Source organism: Streptomyces sp. NPDC093795 (genome assembly GCF_044764665.1).
Classification (GTDB): Bacteria; Actinomycetota; Actinomycetes; order Streptomycetales; family Streptomycetaceae; genus Streptomyces.
Window position 1 is genome coordinate 237,371 of record NZ_JBIWIO010000007.1, and the last position, 15,282, is coordinate 252,652.

At 72.6% G+C, this 15,282-nt stretch carries 13 protein-coding genes and 1 pseudogene; 7 read left to right on the forward strand and 7 right to left on the reverse strand.

The window, feature by feature from the left end:
- Positions 1-20: 20 nt before the first annotated feature.
- Complete coding sequence (locus tag ACIRB7_RS20730) at positions 21-1,391, reverse strand: glutamine synthetase family protein (protein WP_403600501.1); 1,371 nt, start codon at positions 1,389-1,391, stop codon at positions 21-23.
- Between the two features lie 90 nt (positions 1,392-1,481).
- Here ACIRB7_RS20730 and ACIRB7_RS20735 point away from each other — a divergent pair, with 90 nt between their 5' ends.
- From ACIRB7_RS20735 to ACIRB7_RS20750, 4 genes and pseudogenes are all read left to right on the forward strand, one after another.
- Positions 1,482-2,210 carry a FadR/GntR family transcriptional regulator gene (locus ACIRB7_RS20735; protein WP_403600503.1) on the forward strand — a complete coding sequence of 243 codons (729 nt, stop codon included), beginning with the start codon at positions 1,482-1,484 and terminating at the stop codon, positions 2,208-2,210.
- Between the two features lie 119 nt (positions 2,211-2,329).
- A complete protein-coding gene (gene eat, locus ACIRB7_RS20740) occupies positions 2,330-3,787 on the forward strand; it encodes an ethanolamine permease (RefSeq protein WP_403600506.1) in 1,458 nt (485 codons plus the stop codon).
- A 44-nt stretch (positions 3,788-3,831) separates the two neighbouring features.
- Positions 3,832-4,521, forward strand: a complete 690-nt coding sequence (locus tag ACIRB7_RS20745; RefSeq protein ID WP_403600509.1) for a gamma-glutamyl-gamma-aminobutyrate hydrolase family protein — start codon at positions 3,832-3,834, stop codon at positions 4,519-4,521.
- Between the two features lie 68 nt (positions 4,522-4,589).
- Positions 4,590-5,635: pseudogene (locus tag ACIRB7_RS20750) on the forward strand (amidohydrolase); the annotation flags it as partial.
- 156 nt (positions 5,636-5,791) lie between these two features.
- On the opposite strand, the gene ACIRB7_RS20755 reads toward ACIRB7_RS20750, so the two are convergent.
- Positions 5,792-6,781 carry a LysR family transcriptional regulator gene (locus ACIRB7_RS20755; RefSeq protein WP_403600512.1) on the reverse strand — a complete coding sequence of 330 codons (990 nt, stop codon included), beginning with the start codon at positions 6,779-6,781 and terminating at the stop codon, positions 5,792-5,794.
- A 70-nt stretch (positions 6,782-6,851) separates the two neighbouring features.
- Here ACIRB7_RS20755 and ACIRB7_RS20760 point away from each other — a divergent pair, with 70 nt between their 5' ends.
- Positions 6,852-8,024 carry a TDT family transporter gene (locus tag ACIRB7_RS20760; RefSeq protein ID WP_403600515.1) on the forward strand — a complete coding sequence of 391 codons (1,173 nt, stop codon included), beginning with the start codon at positions 6,852-6,854 and terminating at the stop codon, positions 8,022-8,024.
- On the opposite strand, the gene ACIRB7_RS20765 is transcribed toward ACIRB7_RS20760, so the two are convergent.
- The 4 genes from ACIRB7_RS20765 to ACIRB7_RS20780 all read right to left on the reverse strand — a co-directional run bounded on the left by ACIRB7_RS20765 (position 7,951) and on the right by ACIRB7_RS20780 (position 12,306).
- Positions 7,951-8,685, reverse strand: a complete 735-nt coding sequence (locus ACIRB7_RS20765) for a helical backbone metal receptor (RefSeq protein WP_403600518.1) — start codon at positions 8,683-8,685, stop codon at positions 7,951-7,953. The two genes, ACIRB7_RS20760 and ACIRB7_RS20765, sit on opposite strands and share 74 nt — an antisense overlap.
- Before the next feature lie 13 nt (positions 8,686-8,698).
- Positions 8,699-9,250, reverse strand: a complete 552-nt coding sequence (locus ACIRB7_RS20770) for an XRE family transcriptional regulator (protein WP_351220738.1) — start codon at positions 9,248-9,250, stop codon at positions 8,699-8,701.
- Positions 9,251-9,449: 199 nt separating this feature from the next.
- Positions 9,450-11,261, reverse strand: coding sequence for an ABC transporter permease/substrate binding protein (locus ACIRB7_RS20775; RefSeq protein WP_403600521.1), 1,812 nt, complete (start codon positions 11,259-11,261; stop codon positions 9,450-9,452).
- Complete coding sequence (locus ACIRB7_RS20780) at positions 11,254-12,306, reverse strand: glycine betaine/L-proline ABC transporter ATP-binding protein (RefSeq protein ID WP_403600524.1); 1,053 nt, start codon at positions 12,304-12,306, stop codon at positions 11,254-11,256. Before ACIRB7_RS20780 ends, ACIRB7_RS20775 begins: the two co-directional genes overlap by 8 nt.
- Before the next feature lie 284 nt (positions 12,307-12,590).
- Here ACIRB7_RS20780 and ACIRB7_RS20785 point away from each other — a divergent pair, with 284 nt between their 5' ends.
- Positions 12,591-13,496 (forward strand): 5'-3' exonuclease H3TH domain-containing protein, encoded by a 906-nt coding sequence (locus ACIRB7_RS20785; protein WP_403601035.1) that lies wholly within the window; start codon positions 12,591-12,593, stop codon positions 13,494-13,496.
- A 150-nt stretch (positions 13,497-13,646) separates the two neighbouring features.
- A complete protein-coding gene (locus ACIRB7_RS20790) occupies positions 13,647-14,483 on the forward strand; it encodes a siderophore-interacting protein (RefSeq protein WP_403600527.1) in 837 nt (278 codons plus the stop codon).
- Between the two features lie 114 nt (positions 14,484-14,597).
- Here the strand turns inward: ACIRB7_RS20790 and ACIRB7_RS20795 are convergent, their stop codons facing one another.
- On the reverse strand, positions 14,598-15,191 hold the full coding sequence (locus ACIRB7_RS20795) for a MerR family transcriptional regulator (protein WP_403600529.1): 594 nt from the start codon (positions 15,189-15,191) through the stop codon (positions 14,598-14,600).
- Between the last annotated feature and the right edge of the window lie 91 nt (positions 15,192-15,282).

Genomic DNA, 15,282 nt, shown 5'->3' on the forward strand with positions numbered 1-15,282 from the left:
CGTACGCGGGAAGGTCCGGATCAGAGGCGTTCGAAGGAGCGGCGCAGTTCCCAGTCGGTCACCGCGGCGTCGAAGGCCTCCAGCTCGACGCGGGCCATGTTGCGGTAGTGGGCGACGACCTCGGCGCCGAAGGCGGCCTTGGCGATCTCGCTGGTGTCCCACAGTTCGGCGGCCTCGCGCAGGGTGGTGGGCACGTGCGCGTACTCCTCGGTGTACGCGTTCCCGGCGCAGGGCGGGGGCAGTTCGAGCTGCTGCTCGATGCCGTGCAGTCCGGCCGCGACCATGGCGGCGACGGCGAGGTAGGGGTTGACGTCTCCGCCGGGGAGGCGGTTCTCGAAGCGGGTGGAGCGGCCGTGGCCGACGACCCGGAGCGAGCAGGTGCGGTTGTCGTGGCCCCAGGCGACGGCGGTCGGCGCGAAGGAACCGGGCTGGAACCGCTTGTAGGAGTTGATGTTGGGGGCGTAGAGGAGGGAGAAGTCGCGGAGGGCGGCGAGCTGTCCGGCGAGGAAGTGCCGCATGGTCGCGGACATCCCGTGCCGGTCGTCCCCGGCCATCACGTTCGTCCCCGGCTGTTCGATGGACTGGAGGGAGAGGTGGATGTGGCAGGAGTTGCCCTCGCGCTCGTTGTACTTCGCCATGAAGGTGAGCGAGTAGCCCTCCTGGGCGGCGATCTCCTTGGCACCCGTCTTGTAGACGGCGTGCTGGTCGCAGGTGACGAGGGCTTCGTCGTACTTGAAGACGATCTCGTGCTGGCCGGGGTTGCACTCGCCCTTGGCGGACTCGACGGTGAGTCCGGCCGCCGTCATCTCGTTGCGGATGCGGCGCAGGAGGGGCTCGACGCGTCCGGTGCCGAGGACGGAGTAGTCGATGTTGTACTGGTTGGCGGGGGTGAGGCCGCGGTAGTTCGCGTCCCAGGCCTGCTCGTAGCTGTCCTTGAAGACGATGAACTCGAGTTCGGTGCCGACGTGGGCGCTGAAGCCGTGCTCCGCGAGGCGCTCCAGCTGGCGGCGGAGGATCTGCCGGGGGGCCGCGACGACCGGGGTGCCGTCGGCCCAGGCGAGGTCCGCCGTCACCGCGGCCGTGGCCTCGTTCCAGGGGAGGCGGCGGAGGGTGCTGAGGTCGGGGTGCATGGCGAAGTCGCCGTACCCCCGGTCCCAGGAGGACATCTCGTAGCCCTCGACGGTATTCATCTCGGTATCGACGGCCAGAAGATAGTTGCAGCCCTCGGTGCCGTGGCCGAGTACCTCGTCCAGGAAGAACGGGGCGGCGAACCGCTTGCCCTGGAGCCGCCCCTGCATGTCGGGGAAGGCCAGGACGACGGTGTCGATCTCGCCGCTCGCGACGAGGGCACGGAGCTCCTCGACGGTGAGCGGGGGTTTGCGGTCTGCCACGGGATTGCTCCTCCTTCGGCCTGCCGGAAGTCATAAGGTATTGCGGAAGACCATTACTTGGGAAGGTCCTTGAGAAGGGGAAACGAGAACGTGGCCAGTACGAGTGAATCGGCGGACCGGCTGACGCCCGTGCTGCGGCCGGTGCGGGCGGGCAACGGCTTCGAGGAGGCCCTGGAGCAGATCCTCCAGGTGGTACGGCTCGGGCTCGTGCCCGGCGGGGAGCGACTGCCCGCCGAGCGGGAGCTGGCCGACCGGATGGGGATCAGCCGGGTCACCCTGCGCGAGGTCCTCAAGGTCCTCCAGGAGCAGGGGCTCGTGGAGAGCCGGCGCGGCCGGTACGGCGGAACGTTCGTGCTGCCCCGCGTCCAGACGGCCGACGAGGACGAGCTGCGCCGCCGGATCGCCTCGGTCGACATGGAGGACACCCTGCGCTTCCGGGAGGTACTGGAGGTGGGGGCCGCCGGGCTGTGCGCGGCCCACGGCCTCGACACGGCGGCCGCCGAGCGGCTGCGGGCCGCGGTGGCGGCGACGCACGACGCGCCGCTCGCCGACTACCGCCGCCAGGACACCCTGCTCCACCTCACGCTCGCCGAGCTGTCCGGCTCGCCGACACTGACGGCCCAGTACGCGGCCGTACGGGCCACGGTGAACGACCTCCTGGACTGCATCCCCCTGCTCGTACGCAATCTGGAGCACTCGCAGCACCAGCACACGGCGCTGGTGGAGGCGGTCCTCGACGGGGACGCGGACGCGGCGCGCGAGGTGATGCGGGAGCACTGCGCGGGGACGGCAGCGCTGCTGCGGGGGTTCCTGACCTGAGGAACGCCTCCCGTCGCGCGTAACCCGAAAGTAACGCACGGGGGTTGCGCTCCCCCGTCCTCCACCGCAAAGGTATGGCACCAATCCATTGGGCCCGCTGCGGGGAGCTGACACCGCCAATGACGCTCGAAGACACGACCGGGAGCACGCCCGGGGGCACCACACCACCCAAGGACGACTACCTCGAACGCCGGGCCCTGCGCCGCGGCAGCGCCGGCTGGCTGCTGCTCACCGGGCTCGGTGTCGCGTACGTCGTCTCCGGCGATTTCGCCGGCTGGAACACCGGCCTGTCGAAGGGCGGCTTCGGCGGACTCGCCATCGCCACCGTCCTGATGGGCACCATGTACGCCTGTCTGGTCTTCGCGCTCGCCGAACTCTCCGCCATCCTGCCCACGGCGGGCGGCGGCTACGGCTTCGCCCGCCGGGCGCTCGGCACCTGGGGCGGCTTCCTCACCGGCACCGCGATCCTCATCGAGTACATCCTCGCGCCCGCCGCGATCTCCATCTTCATCGGCGACTACGTCGAGACCCTCGGCCTCTTCGGCCTGAAGTCCGGCTGGCCGGTCTACCTGGTCTGCTTCGCGCTCTTCATCGGCATCCACCTGTGGGGCGTGGGCGAGGCGCTGCGCTTCAGCCTGATCGTGACGGCCATCGCCGTCGCGGCGCTGGTCGTCTTCGCGATCGGCGCGCTCACCGACTTCCACGTCAGCGGGCTCAACGACATCCCGGTCGACGGCGAGGCCTTCGGGTCGAACTCCTGGCTGCCGTTCGGTCTGCTGGGGATCTGGGCCGCGTTCCCCTTCGGGATGTGGTTCTTCCTGGGCGTCGAGGGGGTGCCGCTCGCCGCCGAGGAGGCGAAGGACCCGGTGCGGTCGCTGCCGAAGGCGCTCGCGATCTCCCTGGGCATCCTGGTACTGCTCGCCGTCGTGACCTTCCTCGCCGCCACCGGCGCGCGCGGCTCGGCGATCATCCAGACGGACGGCAACCCGCTGGTCACGGCGCTCCAGGGCGACGGGAAGCCGACGACGCTCAGCCGGTTCGTGAACTACGCGGGCCTCGCGGGTCTCGTCGCCTCCTTCTTCTCACTCATCTACGCCGGATCACGCCAGCTCTTCGCCCTCTCCCGGGCCGGCTACCTGCCCCGCTTCCTCTCCCTCACCAGCCGCCGCAAGTCGCCGTACCTGGGGCTGCTCATCCCGGGCGCGATCGGCTTCGCGCTCGCCGCCGGGACCGGTAACGGGGCCCGGATGCTGAACATCGCCGTCTTCGGCGCCACCATCTCGTACGCCCTGATGGCGCTCTCCCACATCGTGCTGCGGCGCCGCGAACCGGGGCTACACCGGCCGTACCGCACGCCCGGCGGGGTCGTGACCTCCTCCGTGGCCTTCGTCCTTGCCCTGGCGGCCCTGGTCGCGACCTTCCTGGTGGACCGGACGGCGGCGTTCATGGCGCTCGGGGTGTACGTGATCGCCCTCGCCTACTTCGCGTTCTACAGTCGGCACCATCTGGTGGCCTCGGCGCCCGAGGAGGAGTTCGCGGCGCTCGCCGCGGCCGAGGCCGACCTCGCACGCGACTGAGGCCTCACCTCCCCGCTCCCCGTCTCTCTCCTGGAGGAAATTCCGTGTCCAAGCCGCTCATCGGCGTGACCACCTATCTCGACCAGGCGCGCTGGGGCGTGTGGGACATGCGGGCCACCCTGCTTCCCGCGCGGTACCCGCGGCTCGTCCAGGAGAGTGGCGGGCTCGCGGTGATGCTCCCGCCGGACGGGCCGGCCGCCGCCGCGGGGGTCGTGGCCCGGCTCGACGGACTGGTCGTCGCGGGCGGGGCGGACGTCGAGCCCGTACGGTACGGGGCCGAGCGCGACCTCCGCACCGGCCCGCCGGCCCGGGAGCGGGACTCCTGGGAGCTGGCCCTGATCGACGCGGCTCTGGCCTCCGGGACCCCGTTGCTGGGCATCTGCCGGGGCATGCAGCTGCTGAACGTGGCACTGGGCGGGACGCTGGTCCAGCACCTGGACGGGCACGTGGAGGCGATCGGGGTGATCGGCCGGCACGCGGTGAAGCCGGTGCCGGGCAGCCGGTACGGCTCCCTGGTCCCCGAACTCACCGAGGTACCGACCTACCACCACCAGGCCGTGGACCGGCTGGGCACGGGCCTCGCGCCCTCGGCCCACGCGGAGGACGGCACGGTGGAGGCGGTGGAACTGGCCGATCCGGCCTGGGCCCTCGGCGTCCAGTGGCACCCGGAGATGGGCGAGGACCTGCGGGTGATGCGGGGGCTGGTGGAGGCGGCGAGCGCCCGGCGGGGGTGAGCGAGCCCCTGGGCCCCCCAAGTGTCGGGCCCGTGGGTGGGGGGCCACCCGCCCGGGTGTTCAGGCGCCGGGTCGCCCCGCGTCCGACGCGCGAGGAGAGCCGGGAGCGGCTCGCGACGGCGCTGCGGTCCATGGCGGCGGCCGGGCTCACCGGCGGTCACGCCATGGACGCCAACGGCGACAGCCTCGCGCTGTACGGGGAGCTCGACGCGGCCGGTGAGCTGCCGCTACGGCTCCGGGTGGCGCCCTGGTGCCAGCCCGGCACCGACATGGACGGCGTACGGGCCCTGATCGGGCAGCAGGGCACGGGCGGGTCGCTGTGGCGGGTCGCGGGGGTGAAGCTCTTCATGGACGGGACCATCGACAACGGCACCGCGTGGCTGGAGCGCCCCGACTGCCACGGCGAGTCCACGCACGCGTTCTGGCCGGATCCCACCGCGTACACCCGCGTCGTCGGGGAACTGCACCGGGCGGGGGTGCCGACCGCCACGCACGCGATCGGGGACGCGGCCGTCCGGCACGTGCTCGACGCCGTGGAGAAGGCGCGGGCCACGGGGGGGGCGGGGGCGAGGTGCGGCACCGGGTCGAGCACATCGAGACCGTGCCGGACGACACCCTGCGACGCTTCGCCGACCTGGGCGTCCTCGCGTCCATGCAGCCCACCCACTGCTGCGACTTCACCCGCGCCGACCACACCGACAACTGGTCGCGCCGCCTCGGGGAGGAGCGCGCCTCGCGCGCGTGGCGCTGCCGCGACCTGGCGGACTCCGGAGCCACGGTGCTCCTCGGTTCGGACTGGCCGATCGCGCCGTTCCCGCCACTGGGCGTGATGGCCGGGGCCCGGCACCGGCGCCCGAGCCGCGATCTCGACCGGCCGCCGCACGGCCCCGAGCTGGCGCTCACGGCCCTTGAGGCGCTGCGGGGCATGACGACGGCGCCGGCGTACGCGGCGGGCGAGGAGTACGAGGCGGGCCGCCTCGCCCTGGGCTTCCGCGCCGACCTGACGGTCCTGGCGGCCGACCCCCTGTCGACTCCGTCGACGGAACTGCCGGACGTCCCGGTCCGCCTGACGGCGGTGGACGGCCGGGTGACGTTCCGCGCGACGGACCTCTGACGTCACGGCGGTGAACCCGGTGAGCGGGTGCTCCCCGGCGCGACAGGCGGGAACGCCCCTCTGCGGGCGGGGCGGGGCAGTGGTCCCCGCCCCGTCCGCGCGCCCGACCGGGGTCGCGGCCATGATCCGCCGGACACGCCCCAGCCGCGTGTCGCCCTAGCCACGGGTCAGGGACAGCAGGTCGCGGGCCGGGCCCGTGGGGCGGTGGCCGGTGGGCCAGACGGCGCGGAGGTCGCGGCGGAGCTGAACCCCCCGGACGGGGATGGCGACCAGACGGCGGGAGGCCAGCTCCTCGGCGATCGCGAGTTCGCTGAGGACGGCCGGCCCGGCCCCGGTGACGGCGGCCGCCTTCACCGCGGTCGTGGAGGCGAGTTCGAGGAGCGGCTGCGCGAGGCCGCCGTGGTCGGACAGCGCCGCGTCCAGGACCTGCCGGGTGCCGGAGCCGCGTTCCCGCAGGACCAGCGGGGTCGCCGCCAGCTCCGCCGGGTCCAGCGGGCCCCGGCGGCGGGCCCACGGGTGCGAGGGGGCGGCGACGACCGCGAGCCGGTCGTGCGCGACGACCACCCCGTCGAGACCGTCCGGCACGGCGAGCCCCTCCACGAAACCGATGTCCGCCTCGTTCGCCAGGAGCCGTTCCGCGACCACCGCCGAGTTTCCAGCCTGCAGCGACACCGCCGTGTCGGGGCGGTCGGCGCGCAGCGCGATCAGCCAGCCCGGCAGCAGGTACTCGGCGATCGTCATGGACGCGGCCACCCGCAGCCGGGAGTCCCGCCGCCCGCGCAGGGCCTGGGCTCCCGCGTCGAAGGCCTCCGCCGCCTCCACGATGCGCCGTGCCCAGTCGGTGACGAGCGCGCCCGCGTCGGTGAGCCGCGAGCCGCGCGGCGAACGGTCGACCAGGGCGACGCCGAGCTGTCGTTCCATCGAGCGGATGCGGCTGCTGGCGGCGGGCTGGGTGATGCCGACCTCGCGGGCGGCGGCGCCGAGGCTGCCGTGCCGGGCGACGGCGAGGAGCAGTTCGAGCGCGCCGAGGTCCGGGACCCGGTGGTGGAGCTGGGCCCTGACGTCGGAGCCGTACACCTCGGTCCGACGCCCACCCGTGTGCTGCTCCCCGTGCCGCTCCCCGCGATACTCCCCGCTGCTGCTCATAAAGCCAGCTTATGACGTCATAGCCGCAAGATCCCTGGTGGGGGCCGGGGAATCGGACGACGGTGGAGCCATGGCAAGCCTCGCACCTCCCCTTCCGGCCATCCGCGCCACCACCCCCGGCGCCCGGCCGGCCGCCTCCCCGGCCCGTTCCGTCCGTCACCTCGGACCCAACTGGTACGCCCCCGTGATGGGCACGGCCATCGTGGCCAACGCCGGCGCCGGCCTCCCTGCCCACATCCCCGGCCTCCGTACGGTCTGCGCGGCGATCTGGGTCCTGTCGCTCGCGATGCTGCTCGTCCTGGTCGCCGCCCGCGCGGCGCACTGGCTCCGCCACCACGACCAGGCCCGGGCCCATCTCCTGGACCCCGCCGTGGCGCCGTTCTACGGATGCGTGTCGATGGCACTGCTCGCGGTCGGCGGCGGGGCGATGATCGTGGGCCGGGACTGGATCGGTCTCCCGGCGGCCGTGGCGCTCGACACCGTCCTGTTCACCGCCGGGACGGTCGTCGGCCTGGCGGCCGCGGTCGGCATCCCGTACCTCATGGTCGTGCACCACAAGATCGAGAACGCGTCCCCGGTGTGGCTGCTGCCGGTCGTCGCCCCCATGGTCTCCGCCGCCCTCGGCCCGCTGCTCGTGCCCCATCTGCCCGCCGGGCAGGCGCAGGAGACGCTCCTCATCGTCTGCTGGGCGATGTTCGGCGTGAGCCTGCTCGCGACCCTGGTCATGCTGCCGCTGGTGTTCGGCCGGCTCGTGACGGGCGGGCCGCTGCCGCTCGCGCTCACCCCCACCCTCTTCCTCGTCCTCGGTCCGCTCGGCCAGTCGACGACGGCCGCGAACTCGTTCGCCGACGTGGCGCCCGGCGTCCTGCCCGCGCCGTACGCGCACGGTTTCGCCGCCCTCGCCGTTCTCTACGGGGTGCCCGTGGTGGGCTTCGCGCTGCTGTGGCTGGCGCTCGCCGGGGCGATGGTGCTGCGGGCGCGCCGACAGGGCATGGGCTTCGCGATGACCTTCTGGGCGTTCACCTTCCCCGTCGGGACGTGCGTGACGGGCGCCGAGGGGCTGGCCCGGCACACCGGTCTCGCCGTCTTCGGCTGGCTCGCGATCGGCCTGTACGGGTTCCTCGTCGCGGCCTGGCTGGTGGCCGGGCGGCACACCGTGCGCGGTCTCGTCAGCGGTGCGCTGCTCGCAGGGCCCGCGCCAGTGCCTTCGGCGCTTCGACGAGGGACGGCCCGTACCAGGTGAGCAGACGCCCGTCGACGAGGGCGGCGGCGGTCCCGGGGAAGGCCTCGGGGCCGTCGTCCCGCGTGAAGCGGTACGGCTCGTCCGGCAGCACGACCAGGTCGGGGGCGGCGGCGCGGAGGGTGTCGAGCGGGAGGCGTGGATAGCGCTCCGGGTGGTCGGCGTACAGGTTGCGCACGCCGAGGCGGGCGAGCAGGTCGCCGGCGAAGGTGTCGCTGCCGAGGACCATCCAGGGGCGGCGCCAGATCGGCACGACGGCGGTGAGCGGCCCTCCTCCGGGCGAGGTCACCAGCGGTGTCACCGCCTCCCAGGCCGCCCCGGCCTCGTCGAGCCAGCGGGGCCGCCCGGGCACGCCGCAGGCGGCGAGGACCCGCCGGAGTTCCCGCAGGCCCTGGTCGAGGGTGCGGATCTCGGTGACGAGGACCTCGAGTCCGGCGGCGCGCAGGGCGGCGAGGTCGGGGGCGCGGTTCTCCTCCTCGTTGGCGAGGACGAGGTCGGGGCGGAGCGCGGTGATCGCGGGGACGTCGGGGTTCTTGGTGCCGCCGATCCGTACGACGTCGAGGCCGTCGGGGTGGCTGCACCATTCGGTGGCGCCGACGAGGACACCCGGCGCGGTGACGGCGACGGCCTCGGTCAGGGAGGGCACGAGCGAGACGACTCTCATGGTGGTGAGGCCGTCATTCCACCTCGGCCTCGACGTGGTCGGCCACGGCGACGACGAGCAGGCGCGTGCCGGGTTCGGTGGCGCGCCAGCGGTGTCGTACTCCGCCGGAGAGATAGAGGGTGTCACCGCGACCCAGCCGGTACGCGCGGCCCTCGGCCTCGATCTCGGCGGCGCCGTCGGCCACGTACAGCAGTTCGTCGTTCCGGTGCTGGAACTCGCGCCCGGCGTCCTGCTCGCCGCTGAACTCCAGGGCGTGCAGCTGGTGGCGGCCGCGGACGAGCGCCCGTACGCCCGCGGGCAGGGCCGGGGAGTGTTCGTCCGACCGTACGACGTCGACGGTACGGGAGGCCTCGGCGGCGGCGAGGAGCTCGCCGGCCGTCGTCTCCAGGGCCTCGGCGACGAGTTCCAGGGAGCGGTGGCTGGGGCGGGCCCGGTCGTTCTCGACCTGGCTGAGGAAGGGAACGGAGAGACCGCTGCGGGAGGAGACGACGGCCAGGGTGAGCTGGAGCGCTCTGCGTCGCCTCTTGACGGCCGCGCCCACGCGGGGTGATTCCTTCTCGTCCATGTCGGCCCCCTCCCTCGTGCCTCGTGCGTACCCGTACCGGGCGGTTACCTGAACCTTACGCAGCTTTGGGCCGGGGTTTCGCGTCGTGACGAAAAGGGGTGGCCGCCGAATACGTTCGGCGACCACCCCTTTTCGGACAGCAGTCGGCTGTCGCGCGTCGGGCTGTCGGGTTACTGCGGTGGGATTACTGCGGTGGGGTCTACTGCGGGGCGAGCTTCTCGGCGAGGCCCGGGTTGCGGTCCAGCCAGCTGCGGACGGCCTGCTGTTCCTTGCCCTTGCCGGTCTCCTGGATGACGGCCTCCAGGTCCGTGAGCTGCTTCTCGGTCAGCGAGAAGTTCTTCAGCCAGGCGCCGACCTCGGGGTTGTCGCCGGTGAATCCCTTACGGGCGAGCGTGTGGACACCGTCGCCCTTGCCCCAGGAGCCCTTGGGGTCGGCGAGCTTCTTCAGGTCGTGGGCGGAGTAGGCCCAGTGCGGCGACCAGAGGGTGACGACGACGGGTTCCTTGCGCTCGTAAGCGCGCTTCAGCTCGGCGAGCATGCCGGGCGTGGAGCCGTCGACGACCTCGTACTCGCCCTCCAGGCCGTACTCCTTGAGGACCTTGTCCTTGAGGATGCCCATCATTCCGGCGCTGGGCTCGATGCCGACGATCCGGCCCTTGAACTGTCCGGCCTTGCCCTTGAGGTCGTCGAGGGAGTCGACGCCCTTCACGTACGAGGGGACGGACAGCTCCAGGGAGGTGGGGCCGTACCAGGAGCCGAGATCCTCCAGCTTGTTCTTGTACTTCTCCCAGTACTGGGCGTGGGTGACGGGGAGCCAGGAGTCCGTCTGGAAGTCGAGCTGCCCGCCGGCCAGGCCCGTGTAGAGGGCACCGGCCTCCAGCTGCTTGGTCTCGACCTCGTAGCCGCGCCGCTCCAGGAGTTCCTTCCACAGGTACGTGGAGGCGATGCCCTCGTCCCACGGGATGTAGCCGATGCTGATCTTCTTGCCCTGGCCGCCGTCCGCGCCCGCGGCGGCGGTGGAGGTGGCGCCGGAGCCGCCGAGGAAGCCCGTTCCTCCGGCGACGAGGGCGAGGACGACGACACCGACGAGGGCGGTGACGGGCTGCGGGCGGTGGGCCCAGACCTTGGCGCCGCTCCGCTTCGCGCTCAGCGCCGCGCGGGCCTTGGCGGCGGCGCGGCGGCCCAGCGGGGAGACCTGGCGGCCGAGGGCGCCGGTCATCCGGTCCAGGTACATGGCGAGGACGACGATGGAGACGCCCGCCTCGAAGCCCAGACCGATGTCGACGTTGCCGATGGCCCGGTAGACGGCGCCGCCGAGCCCGCCGCCGCCGACCATGCCGGCGATGACGACCATGGACAGGCCGAGCATGATGACCTGGTTGATGCCGGCCATGATCGTCGGCAGGGCCAGGGGCAGCTGCACGCGCAGCAGCGTGTTGCGCGGGGTGGTGCCGAACGCCTCGGCGGCCTCGACGAGTTCGCCGTCGACCTGACGGATGCCGAGCTCGGTCATCCGGACGCCCGGGGGCAGCGCGAAGATGATGGTGGCGATGATGCCGGGGACGACGCCGACGCCGAAGAAGATGATGCCGGGGATGAGGTAGACCATCGCCGGCATGGTCTGCATGAAGTCGAGGACCGGCCGGAGGACGGCGCTCACGGTCTTCGAGCGGGCCGCCCAGATGCCGAGCGGTACGGCGATCACCAGGGTCACCAGGGTGGCGACGAGGACGAGCGAGAGCGTCGCCATGGCCTCGTCCCACAGCTGGACCGCGTCGACGAGCGCGAATCCGGCGAAGGCGAGGACACCGGCGGCGAGGCCGCGCAGCCACCAGGCGACGACGGCGAGGATGCCGGCGAGGAGCAGCGGCTGGGGCGCGGACAGGACGGCGTCGATGCCGTCGTACAGGCCGGTGACGCCGGTGCTGACCGCGTCGAAGAGCCAGGAGAACTGGGCCTGGAGCCAGTCGACGGAGCTGTCGACCCACTGCCCGAGGGGAAGCCTAGGCATGGGCGGTCACCTTCTCGTCGGTGAGGCCGCCCATGGCGGCGAGGAGCCGGTCCTGCGGTACGACTCCGAGGACGGTGCCGTCCGGGTCCTGGACGGTCACGGGGTGCGGGGCGCGGGCCGCGACGGCGCAGAGGTCGGCGACGAGCGTGTCGGGTCCGACGGCCTGGCAGGCGCAGTCGGCGGGGCAGTCGGCAGGGACGGCGCCGTCGGTCATGACGGCGGCGGCGGTGAGCACCCGGGAGCGGTCGACGTCCTGGATGAAGGAGGCGACGTAGTCGTCGGCCGGCCGGACGAGGATGTCCTCGGCGGTGCCGAGCTGCACGATCCGGCCGTCGCGCATGACGGCGATCCGGTCGCCGAGGCGCATGGCCTCGTTGAGGTCGTGGGTGATGAAGACGATCGTCTTCTTCAGCCGCTGCTGGAGGACGAGGAGCTGGTCCTGCATGTCGCGGCGGATCAGCGGGTCGAGCGCGCTGAAGGACTCGTCCATGAGGAGCAGGTCGGCGTCGGTGGCGAGGGCGCGGGCGAGACCGACCCGCTGCTGCATGCCGCCGGAGAGCTCGTCGGGCCAGGACTTCTCCCAGCCGGCCAGACCACACAGTTCGAGGGCCTCGGTGGCCCGGGTCTCCCGCTCGGCGCGCGGGATGCCCTGGACCTCCAGGCCGTAGGCGGCGTTCTCCAGGACGTTCCGGTGCGGGAAGAGCGCGAAGTGCTGGAAGACCATGCTGATCTTGGTGGAGCGGACGGTGCGCAGTTCGCGGGGGGAGAGCGCGGTGAGGTCACGGCCGTCGAAGAGGACCCGTCCCGCGGTGGGCTCGAGCAGACCGTTGAGCATGCGCAGGAGAGTGGACTTGCCGGACCCGGAGAGTCCCATCACGACGAAGATCTGACCGGGTTCGACGGTGAAGCCGGCGTCCACGACGGCTGCGGTCGTCCCCTCGGCGCGCAGCTCCTCGCGGTCGGCGCCGTCGACGAGCCTGCGGACGGCTTCGTCGGGTCGTCTGCCGAACACCTTGAACAGGTGATCGGCCTGGAGCCTGGACACATATACCTCACGGGTAGCAACGAGAACGGCCCGCCACCCCCGCGCGGCCGGGCCGTGGAGCGGGCGGGATCGGCCCGCGGGCCCGTCTCGTACAGGGGATTTCCTTGTTGAATCCCGTACCGGGTTCCGCTCCGGGCTCGCGCCTGCCCGGGTCCTGGGGGTGCAAACGCAAAGGTGACGGGGGTCACGGCGGGGGGCACGGGGCCTTCGTCCCTTCGTTCCCCGAGCGCGCCCGCCCATAGCGCGCACCGAGCCCTAAAATGACGGGGGTGACTCGACGTCTGATGCTTCTCGACACCGCAAGCCTCTACTTCCGTGCCTACTTCGGCGTACCGGACTCCGTCCGGGCGCCCGACGGCTCGCCGGTGAACGCCGTGCGTGGGCTGCTCGACTTCATCACCCGGCTCGTGCAGGACCACCGTCCGGACGATCTGGTGGCCTGCTGGGACGACGACTGGCGGCCGCAGTGGCGGGTGGACCTGATTCCCTCGTACAAGGCGCACCGGGTGGCCGTGGTGACGGAGACCGGCCCGGACGAGGAGGAGATCCCGGACACGCTGTCCCCGCAGGTGCCGGTGATCGAGGAGGTCCTCGCGGCTCTGGGCATCGCCCGGGTCGGGGCGGCGGGGTACGAGGCGGACGACGTGATCGGGACGCTGACGGCGCGCGCCGGGGGCCCCGTGGACATCGTCACGGGTGACCGGGACCTGTTCCAGCTGGTGGACGACGCGCGGGGCGTGCGGGTGCTGTACCCGCGCAAAGGTGTCGGGGACTGCGACCTGGTGGACGCGGACCTGATCGGTACGAAGTACGGGGTGCGCCCGGATCAGTACGCGGACTTCGCGGCGCTGCGCGGGGACGCCAGTGACGGGCTCCCCGGGGTGAAGGGCATCGGCGAGAAGACGGCGGCGCAGTTGATCACGGAGTACGGGGATCTGGCGGGGGTGCGGGCGGCGGCCGTGGACCGGACGTCGAAGCTGACGCCGGCCAAGCGCCGCGGGATCGTGGAGGCGGCCGCGTATCTGGACGTGGCGCCGACGGTGGTGCGGGTCGCCGGGGACGTACCGCTGCCGGAGTTCGACCCGGCCCTGCCGACGGCCCCCCGTGACCCGGCGGCGCTCGACGCGCTGGTGAAGCGCTGGGGTCTCGGCGGGGCGGTCGGGCGGCTGCTGCCGGTCCTGGGGCGCTGACGGGAAAGGCTCGGCACTGGGTCGACCGCGCCCCGGGATGCTAGCTTAGGCATACCTAAGTACGCCGAGGTACGTCAGTACGCCGAGGTACGTCAGTACGCCGAGGTACGTCGAGGCACGTCAAGGAACGTCGAGTCAGGAGAGCCCCTCGTGGCAGAGCAGCCGGCCCGCAAGGCACCGAAGGCCACCGAAGCGCGTGTGGTGCGCACCGAGCGGATCACCCCGCACATGGTGCGGGTAGTCCTGGGAGGTCCCGGCCTCGACGCCTTCGAGGTCGGCGCGTACACCGACCACTACGTGAAGCTGCTGTTCGCCCCGGAGGGGGTCGCCTACCCGGAGCCGTTCGACATGGAGCGGATCCGGGCGGAGTTCCCCCGCGACCAGTGGCCGACGACGCGGACGTACACGGTACGGGCGTGGGACCCGGTCCACCGCGAGCTGACCGTCGATTTCGTGGTCCACGGCGACGAGGGCCTCGCGGGTCCGTGGGCGGCGCGGGCCACGGCGGGCGAGACGGTGCGCTTCCTGGGCCCCGGCGGCGGCTACGCGCCGGACCCGGCGGCCGACTGGCACCTGCTCGTGGGCGACGAGAGCGCACTGCCGGCGATCGCGGTGGCCCTGGAGGCCCTGCCCGCCGGGGCGCGGGTGCACGCCTTCGTGGAGATAGCGGACGCGGCCGAGGAGCAGAAGTTCGCGACGGCGTCGGGTATCGACGTGACATGGCTGCACCGCGGCGGCCGGCCGACGGGCCAGGCCCTCGTGGAGGCCGTGCAGGCCCTGGACTTCCCGGCGGGCGACGTGCACGCGTTCGTCCACGGCGAGGCCGGCTTCGTGAAGGAACTCCGCCGGCACCTGCGGCTCGACCGCGGGGTAGCGCGCGAGCGCCTGTCGATCTCGGGTTACTGGCGTCTGGGCAAGTCGGACGAGGCGTGGCGCGCGATCAAGCGCGAGTGGAACGACCAGGTGGAGCGCGAGCAGGAGAGCTGAACCGCAGGGCGAGCGGGGGGGGGGGGGGGGGGGGGGGGGGGGCGCGCCCCCCCCCCCCCCCCCCCGCTCGCTCCCCGCCCGCTCGTTCCCCCTCCGCTCCCGCCTGTCCGCCGGTTACGTCGCGCTGCCGAAGAAACGGGCCGAGGCGTCGATCTGGGCCAAGCGCCTCAACGCCGAGAAGATCGCGTCGCCGAGGACCGTGCCGATGACGACGCTCTCCACGAGTTCCTCACGCGCCACGTGGTGCGCCACGTACTCCAGGTCCGCCACCGCCACCCGCTCCGCCGCGTCCGCGTACGTGTCCAGGACCTCGGTGAACGCGCCGTGGCCGACCTCTTCGAGGGCCACCAGGGCCACCGCGAGGCCCTCCGACGCCTGGCTGTCCGGGTAGACGCGCCAGCCCCGCTTGGCGATCAGCGCCGCGACCCGCTCGCGCGCCTCCTCGATCCCGGCGCCGGGCTCGTGCTCGTAGCGCGGCACCATCCGGTCCGCGGCAGCGCCCAGCACCTTGTGCACCGGCCGCTCCGGGTCGTCGATCGCGACGATCACCTCGCGGATGCCCGCGACCGACAGACCGCCCACATCGAGAAGCGCCCGGATCAGGCGGAGGCGCTGGACGTGCGTCTCCCCGTACGAGGCCTGGTTCGGGCTCGTCAGTTCTCCGGCCGGCAGTAGCCCTTCCCGTACATAGAACTTGATCGTCGGCACGGACACCCCTGTCCTGCGACTCAACTCTCCGATGCGCACCGCGTGTTCACCTTCCTGGCCTTGCTCCGGCCTTGCCGACCGACACTCCCAT

What these genes read in the sequence shown, in the direction of transcription:
- ACIRB7_RS20765 (WP_403600518.1), bottom strand. Translation starts at nt 8,685, where the DNA reads ATGAGAGTCGTCTCGCTCGTGCCCTCCCTGACCGAGGCCGTCGCCGTC.
- ACIRB7_RS20785 (WP_403601035.1), top strand. Translation starts at nt 12,591, where the DNA reads ATGCTTCTCGACACCGCAAGCCTCTACTTCCGTGCCTACTTCGGCGTA.
- ACIRB7_RS20770 (WP_351220738.1), bottom strand. Translation starts at nt 9,250, where the DNA reads ATGGACGAGAAGGAATCACCCCGCGTGGGCGCGGCCGTCAAGAGGCGA.
- ACIRB7_RS20755 (WP_403600512.1), bottom strand. Translation starts at nt 6,781, where the DNA reads ATGAGCAGCAGCGGGGAGTATCGCGGGGAGCGGCACGGGGAGCAGCAC.
- eat (WP_403600506.1), top strand. Translation starts at nt 2,330, where the DNA reads ATGACGCTCGAAGACACGACCGGGAGCACGCCCGGGGGCACCACACCA.
- ACIRB7_RS20775 (WP_403600521.1), bottom strand. Translation starts at nt 11,261, where the DNA reads ATGCCTAGGCTTCCCCTCGGGCAGTGGGTCGACAGCTCCGTCGACTGG.
- ACIRB7_RS20760 (WP_403600515.1), top strand. Translation starts at nt 6,852, where the DNA reads ATGGCAAGCCTCGCACCTCCCCTTCCGGCCATCCGCGCCACCACCCCC.